This window comes from Pseudomonas sp. NPDC086112 (assembly GCF_044746425.1).
GTDB lineage: Bacteria > Pseudomonadota > Gammaproteobacteria > Pseudomonadales > Pseudomonadaceae > Aquipseudomonas.
Map to the genome: position 1 here is coordinate 185,814 of NZ_JBIVCD010000004.1, position 17,732 is coordinate 203,545.

A 17,732-nucleotide genomic window follows, 5' to 3' on the forward strand; every position below is an offset into this window, starting at 1 on the left:
AGATCACATCGCCGTCGCGGGCGGTCAGCGAGATGCCTTTGAGCACCTCAAGCTGTCCGTAGCGTTTGTGCAAGTTGCGGATTTCAAGCGCGGGCGTGGCCTCAGCCATGTGCGTTCCTCATAGTGTTTTGCGCTCCTGCTATTGGCGGCCTTCCTGGCGAGGCGGCCAAGCTAGCATAGCGTTCGAATGGCAGCCAACAGCGCTATGGACGGTAAACGGGTGGCATGTGACAGGTTGTCGCATCGGCACAGCAGACTGTCGCCCCATCAACAACCGAACAGCCGTTTGAACACGCCTGGACGTGGCTGTCGCGTAAAAAAAGGCGCGATGTTGCCAGCTTTGGCGGGGTGTTGGAAGCGCCAACCGGACAAACGTACCCGAACTGCACTTTTATTGTGCGTACCTGTATTTCTTGATGTGTTTTTGGTGCGCAGATTCGTTACTGAAGTGGGTGGCAGAGTAACGCTCTGGCGAAATGCCATTAATCTCAATGACTTGCGATAACTGCTCGATCAGCGTGCAGGCCCCGTGTAACGGGCGCGTGAAACATTTTGGCGCAATTATTGCGTGCAGAATAAGAAACGCCCTGTTGGATTCTTTTTACGAGAAGGGATTTCAGGCCGGGCCGACGTCATCGCTTTACTTGCAAAGGTAGTTTTAATGAGCAGTAGCCAAAGCTCCTCCAATGGCCTTGAACAGGGGCTAAAACCGCGTCATGTGACCATGCTGTCGATCGCCGGGGTTATCGGCGCCGGCCTGTTCGTCGGCTCCGGCCACGCCATTGCCGCTGCTGGCCCGGCCGTGCTGTTGGCTTACGCGGCCGCCGGTGCCTTAGTGGTTCTGGTCATGCGAATGCTCGGCGAGATGGCCGTTGCATCGCCAGACACAGGGTCCTTCTCGACGTACGCCGATCGCGCGATCGGTCACTGGGCCGGTTTCACCATCGGCTGGCTCTACTGGTGGTTCTGGGTTTTGGTCATCCCGCTGGAGGCTAACGCTGCCGCGACCATTTTGCATGCCTGGTTCCCGAACGTGGCGATCTGGGCCTTCACCTTGGTTATCACCTTGCTGCTGACCGTGACCAACCTGTTCAGTGTGAAGAACTATGGAGAATTCGAGTTCTGGTTCGCCCTGGTCAAAGTCATTGCGATCATCGGCTTTATCGGTCTTGGCATTCTGGCAATCTTCGGCTTCCTGCCGACCAGCCAGGTCAGCGGCGTGTCGCATTTGTTTGACACTCAAGGCTTCCTGCCAAACGGCATGGGCGCGGTGCTGGGTGCCATCCTGACCACTATGTTTTCCTTCATGGGCACCGAGATCGTGACCATTGCGGCTGCGGAATCGAAGAACCCTGGCCAGCAGATTTCCAAGGCTACCAACTCGGTGATCTGGCGGATTGGCTTGTTCTACCTCGTCTCCATCTTCATCGTTGTGGCCTTGGTGCCATGGAATGACCCGATTCTGGCCAGTGTCGGTTCCTACCAGACTGTGCTGGAGCGCATGGGTATCCCGAATGCCAAGCTGATCGTCGATATCGTGGTTCTGGTTGCGGTAACCAGCTGCCTCAACTCGGCGCTCTACACTGCTTCGCGCATGATGTTCTCGTTGGGCAAACGCGGCGATGCGCCGGCCGTTTCCCAGCGCACCAACAGCAGCGGCACACCTTACTGGGCTGTGATGCTGTCGACCGCTGCTGCGTTTATTGCAGTGTTCGCCAACTACGTGGCCCCGGCCGCTGTATTCGAATTCCTGCTGGCCAGCTCGGGCGCCATCGCGTTGCTGGTGTACCTGGTGATCGCGATTTCGCAACTGCGTATGCGCAAGCAGCGTATGGCTCGCGGTGAAAAAATCGCCTTCAGCATGTGGCTGTTCCCGGGCCTGACCTACGCAGTGATCGTATTCATCGTTGCGGCCCTGACCATCATGCTGTTCCAGGAAGCCCATCGCGTGGAGATCCTCGCGACCGGCCTGCTAAGCGCACTCGTGGTGGCGGCGGGGTTGCTGGTAGCTCGCCGTCGTAAGCTGCAGAAAGTGGGCGCGGTGGTGCTGAACTGATCCGTTCCGCGTAACGCAAAACGGCCGCTGTCAGTGATGACAAGCGGCCGTTTTTGTTTCCAATCAAGCAACAGCGCAAAACTTGTAGCAGCTGGCGAAGCCTGCGTTCGGCTGCGCAGCAGTCGTAAAAACCTGCTCGCGAGGTCATCCTGATAAACCGCGTCGCCTGACTTCACGACTGCTGCGCAGCCGAACGCAGGCTTCGCCAGCTGCTACAGATCGTGTTACGGCTTAACGCCGGCGTTTACTCGGCCTTTTCTTCCTGGACATCCAGCGACTGGCGATAACTGTCCAGCGCATCGCCAAAGTCAGTGATGAACTGCGGGTCGGTCAGCCAGGCCTGGGCGGCGTCGCGGTCCATACCATCAGCCCACATGCGGTAGTCGATCAGCATGTCGGCGGCCAAATGTGTGGCGGCCATGGCTTCGTTGTCGGCGTTTTCCATGTCCAGCAGTTCTGGATGGTCGCTGATGATTTCGGCGAGGTCTGACAGCAGGGTCAGCAGCATGTCGTTGCGGCTGGTAGCCTCGGCGTCACGCATTTTGCTGAACATCGCCAAGGTGTATTCCGGGATCGGCTCACCGATGTCGCCCAGATCATCGTCCAGTGCGGCGGGTTTTCTGCCGTGGATATTGATTTGCTTGGCTTTGATTTTGGCGCGTTTGGCGCGTTTCTGTTGCTTGTTCAGGGATGCCATGGGAACTCAGTCTGGTTTCTGTTGGGTTTGGGCTGCGATAGTGTCGGACGCCGCCACGTAGTCAGCCTGGAAGGCCGCAGATTCGATCCACGCCAGGGCGCCGGCTTCGTCAGTCTCGGTGGACCATTGGCGGTATTCGATCAGTGCCGCGAGGATGAAGTCCATTGCGCCTTCTTCGCCTTCCTGCTCGTACACCAGTTCCAGCAGCGGGTCTTCGAGGAAGGCTGCGCACATCGCTTGCTGACTGATTTTTTCAGCGTCGATCATTTTCTTGAACAGTTCGGTCAGGTCCACCGATTCGAAGTCGATACGATCGTCGTTCGGGTCCAGCTCGACCGGCGCGGCGGCCCGCTGGGTGCGGTTCTGCTTGGCCTTGGCTTTGGCGCGGGAGGCGCGTTTGTTTTGCTTGTTGGCGGAGGCCATGGGCGTCGTTCCGTAATTCATTGAGGGGGCGCATCCATCAACTGCGTGGCACTCGCCGCCCGGGTGTATCGGGGGCCAGCTCGCCGGTTCGCAGCCAGGACAATGCAATGGGCCATAGTGTGGCTTGGTATGCGCTACGAAAAAAGGCGAAATGTCCGACTTCTTCTTCGTTGATGTCTTCAGGGGTGATTCGCAGGTGGGTGTTTGTACTGCCAGTGAAGTAGCCGAGCAGGCGTTCGATGGCCGCAATGGTGCCATAGGGATCGTCGCTGAGGCTGATCGCCAGGGTTTGGGCGGTGACATTGGCGAAGGGGAGCTGACCATTTTTGGCGTGGATGACACGACCGCTGGGGCGTTTCTCGTATCGGGCGGTGGGCATGCTCCAGTCGCGGACTACACCGGCCGGGGTGTCTTCGAGCCAGCCGAGGCGTTTGCCGGGAAAATAGCCATAAAGCAGGGTCATCAATGGCATCGTCACGTGCCACTTCCCAAACATTCGCCAGCGATGGGCGGGGGCATAGTCGCGCCAGTAAGCGAACTGCGCACCCACCGTCACCAGGCGTCGGATCACATGCCCCGAGGCGCCCAACCCTGCCGCACAACCGCCGAAGCTATGGCCGACGACATTGATGGGTTGTTCTGCAAACTCGCGTTGCGCCCTTTGCAGCATCGCCTCGAAATCCAGCGCGCCCCAGTCGGACCATGAGGCCTCAAGCCCCTTCAGCGACACAGGGCGCGACTCGCCGATGCCGCGGTAGTCATAGGTGATCACGTCGAAGCCATTGGCGAACAGGTAATCGGCGAAGCGCGAGTAGTGTCGGCAACGGACTGAAGTAGCGGCGTTGATGATCACCACTGGACGGGTTGGGTCTTGATTCGCATGCCGCCAGGTGAAGCCGCCAAGGATGAAGCCGTCGGCGGCGGGTTCGTTGAAAGATTCACCAGGTGTGCCGGTGGGTAACGGCAATTCAAGTTGCGTCGGGGCCAGTGAGGGCATGTCCTGCAAATTCATCGGCGTTGAACCTTTGCGGCTAGCCAACCACCATAGTCTTCACGCCGTTTATGAACAATCCACCGGTGCTTATCGGAGCCTCTGCTTGAGTAACCGCTCCTCAAGCACCGCCCATTCCCGATCCAGTTCTGTGCGAAGTTCCTCCTCGCTCGGCAGCACCAGTCTGTAGGTACTGGCGAACAGTTGTTCGTTGCCTTGCAGCACTGAATAGCGCACCACCGATTCATCTTTTTGCGCGCAGAGAATAAGGCCGACGGTGGGGCTATCCTCCGGTCCGCGCTTGAGGTCGTCGTACATGCGCACGTACATGTCCATCTGGCCGACATCCTGGTGGGTCAGTACGCCGCGCTTGAGGTCGAAGATGACGAAGCACTTGAGCAGGTAGTTGTAGAACACCAGATCGATGTAGAAGTCTTTGCTCTCGGTACTGATGCGTTGCTGGCGAGCGATAAAGGCGAAGCCTTTGCCCAGTTCGAGCAGGAAGCCCTGGAGTTGATCGATCAAGGCTTGTTCAAGTTCGCTTTCCTGGACCAAGCCCGCATTGGGCAGGCCGAGAAACTCCAGTAGCACGGGGTCACGGATGAATTCCCGAGGGCTGGCGTTCATTTGCTGGATATTGGTGTCGGCTTCCTGTTTGACGGCAGCCCGATCGCGGCTCGCCAGCAAGCGTTCGTAATAGAGGGTATTGATTTGGCGCTCAAGGGCGCGACTTGACCAGTTCTGCAGAGCAGATTCGTTCATGTACCAGTGGCGGGCATTGTCATTGTCGACTCGTAGCAGCCTGCGGTAATGGGTCCAGCTCAATTCGTGACGCAGTGCGTCACGAATTGGGAATGCTTGGTAGAACAGGCGCATGTAGCGAAGGTTGGAAGCGTCGAAACCTTTCCCAAATTGCTCCGTCAGTACTTTCGCCAGCGTCGACAGCAACTGCTTGCCATACACCGCCCGCCGAGCGCCTTCCTGCTCGAACTCCACAATATGCCGTCCGATCTGCCAACAGGTTTGCACCTGAACGGTATCGACCGCTCGCAGCACCTTCTGACGCGCTTCACGGATCAACTCGCCAAGATTGCCGAGCAGTGAAGTGATCTGTGGATCTTGAGTGTTACCGGGTTTGAGAGGATTCATGAGATTTTCCGCGGCTGAAGGAAACAGGCGGAAGAGAATGGCAAGAGAGTGATAGTCCGCGATGCCGGGCGTTGCTGGTAAATCGGAAGGAAAGGCGAATTTGCTTTGCAGGACCGGGCCGACGGAAGCCCATGCAGGAGGAGCGCGTCACGTAGTCCGATTCGCAGTGAGCTCAAGTGCTAATCGATCTAAAACTTGAACATTCGGTAACAAATCTAAAAAGAGTAACGATTGGGTTCTGAGCAACCCGGGAGTCGCCATCATGAAGAACGTCCATTCATTCATGCTGCCCATCGCCGCCGTCGGCGTACTGATGTTTCCAGTCGTGCTTAACGCCGCCAGTCTTGAACCGATCGATCCCTCAGGCGTGCAAGTCCAGCAGCAACAGCAAAACGGGATTACCTACCTGTCCGGCGGTATCGGAGAGGATGAGGCTAAAGCTATCCAACAAACGCAGGGCTACAACCTGCACATGACCTTTTCTACCGGGCCTAAGGATGAATACGTTCCCGATGTGGATGTGGTCATTGAAAAAGCCGCAGGACAACCCGTGCTGACGCTGAGTGAGGCTGGGCCGCTGGTTTACGTTCAGCTGCCTGCCGGCAAGTACACCGTTGTCGCGACACATAAGGGTGAGGTGCGGCGTGATACGGCGGATGTAGGCAGCGGTGCCGCTCGCAATCTGGTCTTCCACTGGGGGACTGAAAACTAGCCGAAGAGAGACGACTTGCGCGACGTCTGATCAAATCGCGGGCATAAAAAAACCCTGAATCTTGCGATTCAGGGTTTTCGGTATTTGGTGCCCAGAGACGGAATCGAACCGCCGACACGGGGATTTTCAATCCCCTGCTCTACCGACTGAGCTATCTGGGCAACGGGGCGCATTAAACTGGTTTTTCAGGGGGTCGTCAAGAAAGTTTTCAAAAAAATTTTAATTATTACCGTCGCTTACGATCCACCCCCCGAAAAAGCGGGGTTATTCAGCCGGCGGAACGTAGCCTTCAGCCTTGGCGTATTCCTCGCCGGAAAAGAACTTGTCCATCTCGCCCTGCAGATATTTGCGGTCTTCGGCGTTCATCATGTTCAGGCGTTTTTCGTTGATCAGCAGGGTCTGGTGTTTCTGCCAGTCGGCCCAGGCCTTGGCCGAGACGTGGTCAAAAATGTCCTGACCTTTTGCACCCGGAAATGGAGCGCGCTCCAGGGCGGGCAATTCTTCTTTGTACTTGCGGCACATGATGGTGCGGGTCATGACGACTCTCCTGCGTTCAATACGGCGGCCGCGCGTTCGAGCAAGGTTTTGACCGGGGCGGCAAGGCCCAGGCGCGGCGGGGTGGCGAGGTTATACCAGAGCCAGTCGGCCTCGGCCACGTGATGGCCAGCCTCCTGAACCTGAACCAGCCAGGGTTCGATGGATAACTGAAAGTGGCTGAAGGTGTGCACCAGGCTCGGCAGTGCCTGTTGGCTGCCCAGTTCCAGCGAGTGCTGCGAAGCCAGATGTTGCAGGTCGTCGAGGTCGTCGAGTTCCGGCAGGCTCCAGAGACCGCCCCACAGGCCCGTGGAAGGGCGACGGTAAAGCAGAATTGCCCCTTCACCGTTGGCGAGCATCGGCATCAGCGTGCGCTTCTGTGGCACGGCTTTGCGTGGTTTGGGAATCGGATAGCGGGTTTCCAGGCCAAGCATGTGCGCCTCGCAGCCCTTTTCCAGCGGGCAGAGCAGGCAGCTCGGTTTGCTGCGGGTGCAGAGCGTGGCGCCCAGGTCCATCATCGCCTGGGTGTAGGCGTTGACCCGATCATGTGGCGTAAAGCGCTCAGCGTTGGCCCACAGCTGTTTGGCAACCTTGGGCTCGCCCGGATAACCCTCTTGCGCGGTAAAGCGCGCCAGCACCCGTTTGACGTTGCCATCGAGGATCGGCGCCCGCAGGCCCATGCTCAGGCTGGCAATCGCGCCGGCGGTGGACAGGCCGATACCCGGCAGATCGGTGAGCTTTTCCACATCACGAGGAAACTCGCCGCCATATTCGGCAACGACAATCTTCGCGGTCTTCTGCAAGTTGCGCGCGCGGGTGTAGTAACCGAGACCGGTCCACAGGTGCAGCACTTCGTCTTCGGGTGCGGCGGCCAGGGTTTCGACGGTTGGCAATGAAGCCATGAAACGGTCGAAGTAGTTCAGCACAGTGCTGACCTGGGTCTGCTGCAACATGATTTCCGAGACCCACACCCGGTAAGGGGTGATGCCCTGCTGCCAAGGCAAATCGTGGCGGCCGTGGCGGTCGTACCAATCCAGCACCGCCGTTGAAAACTGGTCGGCTTTCATCGCTTGAACAGCCCCTTGAGCGCGTTTTTCAGTTCCGGGCTGACTTTATCGCCAAGCTTCTCGTCGATTTTTTCGCTGATCCGCTCGCCAGCCAGTTTGCTCGCGACTTGTCCCATGCGTTCGTTGTCGACGCGGCAAGCCTTGGCACCCAGTTCCAGCGGGCCACGGCAGCGCAGTGGCCACTCGATGCCGATGAAGCGTTCGCTGACCTGGCAGGCCGGGTCCGGCATGTCGCTCTTGTCGCCTTCGACGATCACGCCGACGCGGTAATCCATGCCCAGCACCCGCAGGTCGATGTCGCCGTTACCGTTGACGGTCATGCCCGGGATGCGCACTTTCAGGTCGGGGTTGCTGGCCACGCCGTTGTGGAAGGTCAGGTTGCCCTTGAGCTCTTCGAACGGTGTGTCCTTACCCCGTGGCTCGCCGGTGAGGGTTTTGCGATTCAGGGTGGCGATGCCTTTGCACAGTTGCTGTTCAAGATTGGCATTGAGCAGCACGCCGTTGTTGATGACGAAACTGGCGTTGCCGTTGAGGTTATCGATCAGCACGCTCTGGCTATTGCCGCTGCTGGTCAGCGTGCTATCGAGTGTAACCAGGCCTTGAACCGGGGGATTTTTCCCCTGGCTTTCGAGGATTTTTTCTACAGGCACTTTGCTGATGCGCGTCTGCATGTTCAGCGCCGGCACTTGCTGGCGCACGTCCAGGGTACCTTTGGCTTCGAAGTTGCCGTCGTACAGGTCACCGCGCAGGTTCTCCAGCGTCAGCAGGCCGCCAAGGCCTGTGGCCTTGAGGGCAGCATTCTGAATCGGCAGTTTGTCGAGGGTCAGCTGGCCGAAGGTCAGATCAGCGTTCACGTCGAGTTTGCTCAGGCGCTCCACCGGCAACAGACGTTCGGTGCTCCACGGGCCTTTGGTCGGTGAGGGTGGCAGCGGTGAGCTGCCTGCGCCGGCCATGGCCTCGTTCTCGGTGTTGGCCACTTCAGCCTGACGCACCTGCTTCGCGCTGTTGGCTTCGGCGGATTTTGGTGGCAAGTAACGATCGACGTTGAAGGTGTCAGCCTTGAGATTCAGTCGCAGCGATTGCTTGGCGAAGTCCTCGATAGCAATGCGGCCGCTGAAAGTGCTGTCGTCGAGTTTCAGGTTGAGGTTGTCGAGGGACAAACTGGTCGGCGTGCCGGCAACCTGGCTGGCCAGCTCGACTTTGCTCAGGCTGCCTTCGGCCATCGCCGGGAGTTTCTGGCCGATGCTGTCGACGAATTTCGCCAGATCGAACTGGGCAATCGACAGGCCGCCGCTGATTTGCGGGGTCTTGTCGAGGTCGTTGGCCTTCAGTTCACCCAAGGCGCGCAGCTGGTTGGCGGAGATTTTGATGCCGGTCCACTCGGCGACGTTGGCGGCCTTGTCCAGCAGCAACTGACCTTGAGCGGCGAAGGTCATGGTCTTGCCTTGCAGCGGATCGCCTGCGACTTCACCGGAGAGTTTCATGTCTTCGAATTTGTAGCGCTGCAGCGCCCGCTCGAAACGTAACTCGCCGGCCAGCTCGGTCCGCACCCGCAGAACCGGTTGGTTGGTACCGAGAAATGCGGTGAGTTTGACCGGGATGTTGGTCGAGTCGTGCACGGGGCCGGTGCTCAGCTGGATGCTTTCGGCGCTGAACTGCTTGCCGGTTTTCTCATCGCTGTATTCAACGCGGGCGTTGTTAACGGTCAGGCTGTCGATGTCCAGGCGGATCGGCTGGGCCGGTTTTTCTGCTTGAGCGGTAGTCGTTGGCGCGGGTTCGCCGGTGGCGGCGGGCGGCGTGGCCGAGGTACTCGGGGTGGCAGGCGCCGGGACCTTGCCGATGTCTTCCCAGTTGCCGTGGCCATCCTTGTCGCGGTTCAGGCGCAGGTTCAAGCCTTCGACGCGCACATCGCTCATCTGCACTTCGCGGCGCAGCAGCGGAATCACGCGGACCGACAGGCCGAGCATCTGCAAGTCGGCGAACGGTTCAGTAGGCTTGGCCAGGGTCGCAACACTGGCTTCGTGCAATTCCAGGCCCAGCCAGGGAAACAGGCTCCAGCCGATATCGCCATTGAGCGTCAGCTCGATGTGGGCCTTGTCGCGGGCAATCTGGCGAATCTCGTCTTTATAGTCGTTGGGATCGAAGAGGTGGGTCAGGGCAAAGCCCAGCGCCACAATGATCAGCAACAGCCCGAGAAGTACCAGACCCAGGATTTTGCCGAACGCTTTCATGGGCGAGTCCTTGTATTAGTCGAATTCGAAATTTAGCCGGGGAGTATAGCGCTCCGAAGTGGCCGACCGGTCAGCGATCACGTCGGGAGCTCATCCAGCGGCACCTTCAGCTTAGCCGCCAGCGCTTGAGCTTCGAGGTGCCCGGCAGGCGCCAAAAGCCGTAATGTCGCGCCTGATTGCGACGCCATTTTCTGCGCTTCGTTCACCAGACGCTCGGCAACGCCACGGCGACGGGTGATTTTTCGTACACATAGTTGGGACAGGTGCCAGACATCCTGGTGCCGTTGCAGGCGTGCCGCTCCTAACAGTCGATCATTGAAGCGGCCAGCGATCAGCGAGCCGTCCAGCAGGCAGCTTTCGATCAGCTGCAAATCCCCGGTGAATGGGGCAAACAACCAGTCCGGAGCATCGCGGTAGATCTTCTGCAGATCTTGCTGATCCTGGTAAGTGGCTTGGTTCAGCAGCTCGACAATGATCGGCATGGCGCCTCCTTTGAAAAGTTAATCCGCGTGAAAATGTATTTTCTTGGGTTGTACGAGAACAGACGACATACAAAAAGGTGATATCAGTTTGGTTTTTCTGTCACCTGCAAATGGTAACCTCTGCCCGTTCGTCCGTCCCTTCTGCGACGTGATGTCGCACCAAAATGGAGCTTCACCTAAAAAAAGTCATGCCTGCGTGCATTAAGGCTGGGGGTGAAGTACGGCTGGCGAACAATACTAATAATTGGGGGAAACACCATGACTACGAGCATCACGGCGGACGGCATCAAAGCCGACCAGCCCGCGTTCCTGTCCAAGGAGCGCATCATCGCCAGGCCCGGTTTCAACCGTTGGCTGGTACCACCGGCCGCTCTGGCCATCCACCTGTGCATCGGCATGGCCTACGGCTTTTCGGTGTTCTGGTTGCCGTTGTCCAAAGCCCTGGGCGTCACCAAGGCCGTGACTTGCGCGCCAGACATGAGCTTCATCGCTCAGGTCTTTTCATCTCAATGCGACTGGCCGATCTCGATGCTCGGCTGGATCTACACCTTGTTCTTCATCTTCCTTGGCTGCTCGGCAGCGATCTGGGGCGGCTGGCTGGAACACGCAGGTCCTCGCAAGGCCGGTGTGGTGTCGGCACTGTGCTGGTGTGGCGGTCTGCTGATTTCGGCGCTGGGGGTCTATACCCACCAGATCTGGCTGATGTGGATCGGCTCCGGGGTCATTGGTGGTATCGGCCTGGGGCTGGGTTACATCTCGCCGGTCTCGACCCTGATCAAGTGGTTCCCGGACAAGCGCGGCATGGCCACAGGCATGGCGATCATGGGCTTCGGTGGAGGCGCGATGGTGGGTGCTCCACTGGCAGCAGCGCTGATGGGGCACTTCGCTTCGCCAACCAGCGTGGGCGTATGGCAGAGCTTCCTGGTAATGGCCGCGATCTACTTCGTGTTCATGATCGGTGGTGCGCTGTCCTACCGCGTTCCGCCAACCGGCTGGAAGCCTGAAGGCTGGACTGCTCCGGCAAAAAAAGCCTCGAACGCGATGATCACTCACCGTCACGTGCACGTGAATGTGGCGTGGAAGACCCCGCAATTCCGTCTGGTGTGGCTGGTGTTGTGCCTGAACGTTTCGGCGGGTATCGGCATCCTCGGCATGGCTTCGCCGCTGTTGCAGGAAGTCTTCGCCGGTAAATTGCTGGGCACCGACCAGACGTTTGGTCAGCTGGACGCCGGGCAACTGGCCTCGATCGCAGCGATTGCGGCCGGTTTCACCGGTTTGCTGAGTCTGTTCAACATTGGTGGCCGGTTCTTCTGGGCTTCGTTCTCGGACTACCTGGGTCGCAAAAACACTTATTTCGTGTTCTTCGCCCTCGGTTTCGCGCTGTACGCGCTGATCCCGAACCTCGGTCATCTGGGCAACGTTGCGCTGTTCGTGGCGGCGTTCTGCATCATTCTGTCGATGTACGGCGGTGGTTTTGCGACGGTGCCGGCTTACCTGGCTGACTTGTTCGGTACGCAAATGGTTGGTGCGATCCACGGTCGTCTGCTGACGGCGTGGGCGGCGGCGGGTGTGTTGGGGCCGGTGTTGGTGAACTACCTGCGTGAATATCAGCTGAGCATCGGCGTTGAACGCGCTGCGGCATACGACATCACCCTGTACATCCTCGCGGGCCTGCTGGTGCTGGGTTTCATCTGCAACCTGCTGGTGCGTCCGGTGGCCGACAAGTACTTCATGACCGAGGCCGAACTGGCCGCCGAACAAGCGCTGGGCCACGACAAAGGTGCTGACGCCAGCACTGTGCTGGAGTGGAAAGCGGATGCGGGTACCAAGCCTTTGGCAGTGGCTGCATGGCTGGTGGTGGGTATTCCGTTGGCGTGGGGTGTTTGGGTGACCCTGCAGAAGACTGCGGTTCTCTTCCACTAACGCAAAACCCCTGTGGGAGCGGGCTTGCTCGCGAAGAGGGCGTGTCAGTCGACATCAATGTTGCCTGACACACCGCTTTCGCGAGCAAGCCCGCTCCCACATTTGCTCTCCGTGGACATAGATTTTGTGTTTGCCGGCTTGTACTGACATGTCTATCCCCGACGGCAGGGGATTCACTCCGTCAGTGATATCACCTCTCGTGTTTCTGTTTAGCGCCCGCGACCCTATAATGGCTGCCTTTTTCGCCCCAATGATTTTTGCGGAGCTGGTGATGGCCGAACGTATGGCGTCTGTCGAGCGCGACACTCTGGAAACCCAGATCAAAGCCTCGATCAACCTGGATGGCACCGGAAAGGCCCGATTTGATATCGGTGTACCTTTTCTTGAGCACATGCTGGACCAGATCGCCCGTCACGGGCTGATCGACCTGGATATTGTCAGCAAGGGCGACCTGCATATCGACGACCACCACACGGTGGAAGACGTCGGTATCACCCTGGGTCAAGCCTTCACCAAAGCCATCGGCGACAAGAAAGGCATTCGTCGCTACGGCCACGCCTACGTGCCGCTCGATGAAGCGCTGTCGCGTGTGGTGATCGACTTCTCCGGCCGTCCTGGCCTGCAGATGCATGTTCCTTATACCCGCGCGACCGTCGGCGGTTTCGACGTTGACCTGTTCCAGGAATTTTTCCAGGGCTTCGTCAACCACGCCAACGTCACCCTGCACATCGACAATCTGCGTGGGCACAACACCCACCACCAGATCGAAACCGTGTTCAAGGCTTTCGGCCGCGCCCTGCGCATGGCCGTAGAGCTGGATGACCGCATGGCCGGTCAGATGCCGTCGACCAAAGGCGTTCTGTAATGCAGACGGTCGCGGTTATCGATTACGGCATGGGCAACCTGCACTCGGTGGCCAAGGCCCTCGAGCACGTCGGTGCCGGCAAGGTGCTGATCACCAGCGATGCCGATGTGATTCGCGAAGCCGATCGCGTGGTATTTCCCGGCGTCGGTGCGATTCGCGACTGCATGGCGGAGATCCGTCGCCTGGGCTTCGACTCGCTGGTGCGTGAAGTCAGCCAGGACCGTCCGTTCCTCGGCATCTGCGTGGGCATGCAAGCCTTGCTCGACAGCAGCGAAGAGAACGATGGCGTGGACTGTATTGGCCTGTTCCCGGGTCAGGTGAAGTTCTTCGGCAAGGATTTGCACGAAGACGGCGAACACTTGAAAGTGCCGCACATGGGCTGGAACGAAGTGAAGCAGACGGTAGAACACCCGCTGTGGCACAACATTCCGGACCTGGCCCGTTTCTACTTCGTGCACAGCTACTACATCGCTGCCGGCAATGCGCGGCAGGTGGTGGGTAGCGGTCACTACGGGGTCGATTTCGCCGCAGCGCTGGCCGACGGCTCGCGTTTCGCCGTGCAGTTCCACCCGGAGAAGAGCCATACCCATGGCCTGCAATTGCTGCAGAACTTTGCTGCGTGGGATGGTCGCTGGTAAATGGCTGCCAAAAAGAAGCCGCCGATCCTGACCCTCACTCCCGAGCAGGAGAATGAGGCCAATCACAAGATCAAACGCTTCATGGAGGATCGCTTCGAGCTGGACCTGGGTTCGTTCGAAGCGGCTGAAATCCTCGAGCTGTTTACCCGCGAAATTGCTCCGCACTATTACAACAGGGCGATTTTCGATGTGCAGACGCACCTCAAAGAGAGGTTCGAAAGCATCGAAAGCGACCTGTGGGCGCTCGAGAAAAACTGATTTCCGAGCGAAGCTGAATACTCGAATTTGAAGGTTTGCCAGATGCTGATTATTCCCGCTATCGATCTCAAAGACGGTGCCTGTGTTCGTCTGCGCCAGGGCCGCATGGAAGATTCCACGGTGTTCTCCGATGACCCGGTGAGCATGGCTGCCAAGTGGGTGGAAGGCGGTTGCCGCCGTCTGCATCTGGTCGACCTGAACGGTGCTTTCGAAGGCCAGCCGGTCAACGGCGAAGTAGTCACCGCCATCGCCAAGCGCTACCCGAACCTGCCGATTCAGATCGGCGGCGGTATCCGCTCCCTGGAAACCATCGAACACTACGTGAAAGCGGGCGTGAGCTACGTGATCATCGGCACCAAAGCCGTGAAAGATCCGGCTTTCGTTGCCGAGGCCTGCCGCGCGTTCCCAGGCAAAGTGATCGTCGGTCTGGATGCCAAAGACGGTTTTGTCGCCACCGACGGCTGGGCTGAAATCAGCACCGTTCAGGTGATCGACCTGGCCAGGCAATTCGAGGCCGACGGCGTGTCCGCGATCGTTTATACCGACATCGCCAAAGACGGCATGATGCAGGGCTGCAACGTTTCGTACACCGCCGCTTTGGCCGCGGCGACGAAGATTCCTGTGATCGCTTCCGGCGGTATCCACAATCTGGGCGACATCAAGTCGCTGCTCGACGCCAAGGCGCCAGGCATCATCGGCGCCATCACCGGCCGGGCGATCTACGAAGGCACCCTCGATGTCGCTGAAGCGCAAGCTTTCTGCGATTCGTACAAAGGCTGAGGACTCACCATGGCGCTGGCCAAACGCATCATCCCTTGCCTGGACGTGGATAACGGCCGGGTGGTCAAGGGCGTCAAGTTCGAGAATATTCGCGACGCCGGCGACCCGGTGGAAATCGCCCGTCGCTACGACGAGCAAGGTGCCGACGAGATTACCTTTCTCGACATCACCGCCAGCGTCGACGGTCGCGACACCACGCTGCATACCGTCGAGCGCATGGCCAGCCAGGTGTTCATCCCGCTGACCGTGGGCGGCGGCGTGCGTACCGTGCAGGACATCCGTAACTTGCTCAATGCCGGTGCGGACAAGGTCTCGATCAACACCGCAGCAGTGTTCAACCCGGAATTCGTCGGCGAAGCGGCCCAGCATTTCGGCTCGCAGTGCATCGTCGTCGCCATCGACGCGAAGAAAGTGTCCGGTCCGGGCGAAACCCCGCGCTGGGAAATCTTCACCCATGGCGGTCGCAAGCCAACCGGCCTCGACGCCGTTGAGTGGGCGAAGAAGATGGAAGGTCTCGGCGCCGGTGAAATCCTCCTGACCAGCATGGACCAGGACGGCATGAAAAACGGCTTCGACCTGGGCGTCACCCGCGCCATCAGTGATGCGCTGGGGATTCCGGTGATCGCGTCCGGCGGTGTTGGCAACTTGCAGCACTTGGCCGACGGCATCCTCGAAGGCCACGCCAGCGCGGTGCTGGCGGCGAGTATTTTCCACTTCGGCGAATACACCGTGCAGGAAGCCAAGGCTTACATGGCTCATCGCGGCATCGTGATGCGTTAAACAGGCCAGTGGACAGTATGGCGGGCTCAAGGCACTCTTGGGCACGCCATGGATTCCGGTAGCCCGACATGCTTAAACGTCTTCTTCTTGTCCTCGCCAGCGCTTCTCTGTTGTTCATCAACGGAGTTCACGCCGAAGAAAATCCCGGCACCGGTCTGGTGTTGCTGACGGAAAACTTCCCGCCGTACAACATGGCGAAGAACGGCAAGAATTTTGCTCAGGACGAGAATATCAATGGCATCGCCGTGGATATCGTCCGCGAGATGTTCAAACGCGCCGACATTACCTACAGCCTGACACTGCGTTTCCCTTGGGAGCGAATCTACAAACTCGCTCTGGAAAAACCTGGCTATGGCGTGTTCGTGATGGCACGGTTGCCGGACCGCGAGAAACTCTTCAAGTGGGTCGGCCCTATCGGCCCGGACGACTGGATCCTGCTGGCCAAGGCCGATAGCAAGATCACCCTCGAGTCGCTGGAGCAGGCACGCAAATACAAGATCGGCGCCTACAAGGGCGATGCGATTGCCGAGACACTGGCCAAGCAAGGATTGAAACCGATTGTTGTGCTGCGCGATCAAGATAATGCAAAAAAACTGGTCAACGGCCAGATTGATCTGTGGGCCACGGGTGACCCGGCAGGCCGCTACCTGGCGCGCCAGGAAGGCGTGAACGGGCTCAAGACCGTGCTGCGCTTCAACAGCGCCGAGCTCTACCTGGCGCTGAACAAAGACGTGCCGGACGAAACTGTCGCCAAGCTGCAAGCCGCGCTGGATCAACTGCGCAAGGAAGGCATTGTTGATGACATCATGGGGCGCTATCTGTAGCCATTACCTCGATGGGGTCTGAAACGCAGCGTCCGGCGTCGCGCTCAAGTACATGGCACTTGTAAACACGTTATTCAATGTCGCCCTTGTCAGCTGCTGTTCCCGTGAGGCGACACCGATAATACAGAGCGCATAGGCGCCGCTTTGTGGCCCGATTTCAGTATTGATGTAAGCATCTTCAGCGCGGATGGCGGCGCTATAGTTGCGTGGCGCCTGACAATCCCGAGCGTTGTGGACCGTTTTGTAGCGGTAGAAGGGCGCCTCGAGGGAGAACCTGAAGTCCCACGTAGGCAATACGATCTGCTCATCCGCATTTTGCGTTCTATAAACGTATGACTTGAGCTTCCAGGGCTCCATGACAGTCAGCTCGACCGGCTCCAACGAACACTGAGCCCCATCGCGGGTAAAAACGCCGTCAATAAAGCACTTGTGCAGGAAGTTGGCCGAGTAGCTGTAGTTGAAACGGGCGGCCTTGCAAGACGTCGAGTGCTCACAATCGGGCGGCGCCGGGGTATTGCGCGAGATCCCGACTTTACTGACGATGCCGGTGATTTCATTGGTGCGGCGGTTCAGCATCGGGCTACCGGAGCTGCCGGCGTGAAGATCGCAGCTGTTTTTCATGGCCAAAGGGAAAACCCCAGGGTGATCGATAAACGTTCCGGCGGTTTGTTCTGCACAGGCGCTCAATCGAAGCCCCTGTTCGGTAAAGCCGCCCGGCGCGCCAACGTTAAGCGCATTCTGACTTTCGTAGGTTTGATGGGAGGCCAGCTTGAGCGGGTTGATCCCGGCCTGTATCAGCGACGCCAAAGTTGCGTCTACCTCCAGTACTGCAAGATCGGTCCCGACCAGACTGCTCCATCGGGCAGTTCGGATGGCGTATTGGCGCTTACGCTGTGGTACGTCATGAAAGTAGCGGAAGGTGACGCTGGCTTTCAAAGGCAGATTGGTCCGCGCCGAACCGTACCCAAAGAATACGCAATGACCGCTGGTGAGCAGGTAAGCAGGGCCGGTGGCCCGGCCTTGCCTGTTTCGCGTATCCAGTAGAACGGCGCTGCAAGTCTCGCCCGAGTGGAGACTGAGTCGTCCCACGCCGCTCCAGATTTCATAAAAATGTTTGCTGTTTTGCAGTGCCCTTGACGGCGAGTCGTTGACAGCGCCTTCGCCCAGGTCGCGGGCCTGCACGGCGGAAATAGCCAGCAGGCCAATCAGGCCGGTGAAGCAAAACAAGCTGAGATATTTCATGTCCATTCCTTGGTGATGAAATTCGGGGTGAGCGCTATCGTGGCACGCGTCTGTGTGCCGACAGGTATAAATAGTTATCG

At 58.7% G+C, this 17,732-nt stretch carries 18 protein-coding genes, 1 tRNA gene and 1 pseudogene; 9 read left to right on the plus strand and 11 right to left on the minus strand.

Going from position 1 to position 17,732, the window contains the following annotated elements:
- Positions 1-109, minus strand: a pseudogene (locus ACIPLA_RS05070) (ATP-binding protein); the annotation flags it as partial.
- 552 nt (positions 110-661) lie between these two features.
- Here ACIPLA_RS05070 and gabP point away from each other — a divergent pair.
- Positions 662-2,056, plus strand: coding sequence for a GABA permease (gene gabP / locus ACIPLA_RS05075; protein ID WP_123498404.1), 1,395 nt, complete (start codon positions 662-664; stop codon positions 2,054-2,056).
- A 244-nt stretch (positions 2,057-2,300) separates the two neighbouring features.
- On the opposite strand, the gene ACIPLA_RS05080 is transcribed toward gabP, so the two are convergent.
- The 4 genes from ACIPLA_RS05080 to ACIPLA_RS05095 all read right to left on the minus strand — a co-directional run bounded on the left by ACIPLA_RS05080 (position 2,301) and on the right by ACIPLA_RS05095 (position 5,316).
- Positions 2,301-2,753, minus strand: coding sequence for a hypothetical protein (locus tag ACIPLA_RS05080; RefSeq protein ID WP_218396937.1), 453 nt, complete (start codon positions 2,751-2,753; stop codon positions 2,301-2,303).
- Between the two features lie 6 nt (positions 2,754-2,759).
- Entirely contained in the window at positions 2,760-3,176 is a 417-nt protein-coding gene (locus tag ACIPLA_RS05085) for a hypothetical protein (protein WP_218396940.1), read from the minus strand.
- 37 nt (positions 3,177-3,213) lie between these two features.
- Positions 3,214-4,188: an alpha/beta fold hydrolase gene (locus ACIPLA_RS05090; protein ID WP_401172015.1), complete on the minus strand. Its 975-nt coding sequence runs from the start codon at positions 4,186-4,188 to the stop codon at positions 3,214-3,216.
- A gap of 69 nt (positions 4,189-4,257) precedes the next feature.
- Positions 4,258-5,316 (minus strand): YhcG family protein, encoded by a 1,059-nt coding sequence (locus ACIPLA_RS05095; protein WP_401172018.1) that lies wholly within the window; start codon positions 5,314-5,316, stop codon positions 4,258-4,260.
- A 262-nt stretch (positions 5,317-5,578) separates the two neighbouring features.
- Between ACIPLA_RS05095 and ACIPLA_RS05100 the strand changes: the two genes are divergently transcribed.
- Positions 5,579-6,028: a carboxypeptidase regulatory-like domain-containing protein gene (locus tag ACIPLA_RS05100; protein ID WP_218396945.1), complete on the plus strand. Its 450-nt coding sequence runs from the start codon at positions 5,579-5,581 to the stop codon at positions 6,026-6,028.
- Positions 6,029-6,113: 85 nt separating this feature from the next.
- Here ACIPLA_RS05100 and ACIPLA_RS05105 read toward each other — a convergent pair.
- The 5 genes from ACIPLA_RS05105 to ACIPLA_RS05125 all read right to left on the minus strand — a co-directional run bounded on the left by ACIPLA_RS05105 (position 6,114) and on the right by ACIPLA_RS05125 (position 10,342).
- A tRNA-Phe gene (locus tag ACIPLA_RS05105) sits at positions 6,114-6,189 on the minus strand.
- 103 nt (positions 6,190-6,292) lie between these two features.
- On the minus strand, positions 6,293-6,565 hold the full coding sequence (locus ACIPLA_RS05110; RefSeq protein WP_007897448.1) for an oxidative damage protection protein: 273 nt from the start codon (positions 6,563-6,565) through the stop codon (positions 6,293-6,295).
- Positions 6,562-7,629 (minus strand): A/G-specific adenine glycosylase, encoded by a 1,068-nt coding sequence (gene mutY, locus ACIPLA_RS05115; protein WP_401172022.1) that lies wholly within the window; start codon positions 7,627-7,629, stop codon positions 6,562-6,564. The genes ACIPLA_RS05110 and mutY overlap by 4 nt, the downstream gene beginning before the upstream one ends.
- Positions 7,626-9,860: an AsmA family protein gene (locus tag ACIPLA_RS05120; RefSeq protein ID WP_401172024.1), complete on the minus strand. Its 2,235-nt coding sequence runs from the start codon at positions 9,858-9,860 to the stop codon at positions 7,626-7,628. Before ACIPLA_RS05120 ends, mutY begins: the two co-directional genes overlap by 4 nt.
- 77 nt (positions 9,861-9,937) lie before the next feature.
- A complete protein-coding gene (locus tag ACIPLA_RS05125) occupies positions 9,938-10,342 on the minus strand; it encodes an acetyl-CoA sensor PanZ family protein (RefSeq protein ID WP_401172027.1) in 405 nt (134 codons plus the stop codon).
- Positions 10,343-10,600: 258 nt separating this feature from the next.
- Here ACIPLA_RS05125 and ACIPLA_RS05130 point away from each other — a divergent pair, with 258 nt between their 5' ends.
- The 7 genes from ACIPLA_RS05130 (at position 10,601) to ACIPLA_RS05160 (ending at position 16,410) form a co-directional block, all read left to right on the plus strand.
- Positions 10,601-12,265 carry an OFA family MFS transporter gene (locus ACIPLA_RS05130; protein WP_008068773.1) on the plus strand — a complete coding sequence of 555 codons (1,665 nt, stop codon included), beginning with the start codon at positions 10,601-10,603 and terminating at the stop codon, positions 12,263-12,265.
- 271 nt (positions 12,266-12,536) lie between these two features.
- Positions 12,537-13,130 (plus strand): imidazoleglycerol-phosphate dehydratase HisB, encoded by a 594-nt coding sequence (hisB, locus tag ACIPLA_RS05135; RefSeq protein WP_007939452.1) that lies wholly within the window; start codon positions 12,537-12,539, stop codon positions 13,128-13,130.
- Positions 13,130-13,768, plus strand: coding sequence for an imidazole glycerol phosphate synthase subunit HisH (gene hisH, locus ACIPLA_RS05140; protein ID WP_123500044.1), 639 nt, complete (start codon positions 13,130-13,132; stop codon positions 13,766-13,768). Before hisB ends, hisH begins: the two co-directional genes overlap by 1 nt.
- Positions 13,769-14,026, plus strand: coding sequence for a DUF2164 domain-containing protein (locus tag ACIPLA_RS05145; protein WP_046045558.1), 258 nt, complete (start codon positions 13,769-13,771; stop codon positions 14,024-14,026).
- A gap of 42 nt (positions 14,027-14,068) precedes the next feature.
- Positions 14,069-14,806, plus strand: a complete 738-nt coding sequence (gene hisA / locus ACIPLA_RS05150; protein ID WP_007939449.1) for a 1-(5-phosphoribosyl)-5-[(5-phosphoribosylamino)methylideneamino]imidazole-4-carboxamide isomerase — start codon at positions 14,069-14,071, stop codon at positions 14,804-14,806.
- Positions 14,807-14,815: 9 nt separating this feature from the next.
- Positions 14,816-15,586 (plus strand): imidazole glycerol phosphate synthase subunit HisF, encoded by a 771-nt coding sequence (gene hisF / locus ACIPLA_RS05155; protein WP_007897430.1) that lies wholly within the window; start codon positions 14,816-14,818, stop codon positions 15,584-15,586.
- Between the two features lie 68 nt (positions 15,587-15,654).
- On the plus strand, positions 15,655-16,410 hold the full coding sequence (locus ACIPLA_RS05160) for an ABC transporter substrate-binding protein (RefSeq protein ID WP_123500040.1): 756 nt from the start codon (positions 15,655-15,657) through the stop codon (positions 16,408-16,410).
- Between the two features lie 3 nt (positions 16,411-16,413).
- On the opposite strand, the gene ACIPLA_RS05165 is transcribed toward ACIPLA_RS05160, so the two are convergent.
- A complete protein-coding gene (locus tag ACIPLA_RS05165; RefSeq protein WP_401172035.1) occupies positions 16,414-17,652 on the minus strand; it encodes a trypsin-like serine peptidase in 1,239 nt (412 codons plus the stop codon).
- Between the last annotated feature and the right edge of the window lie 80 nt (positions 17,653-17,732).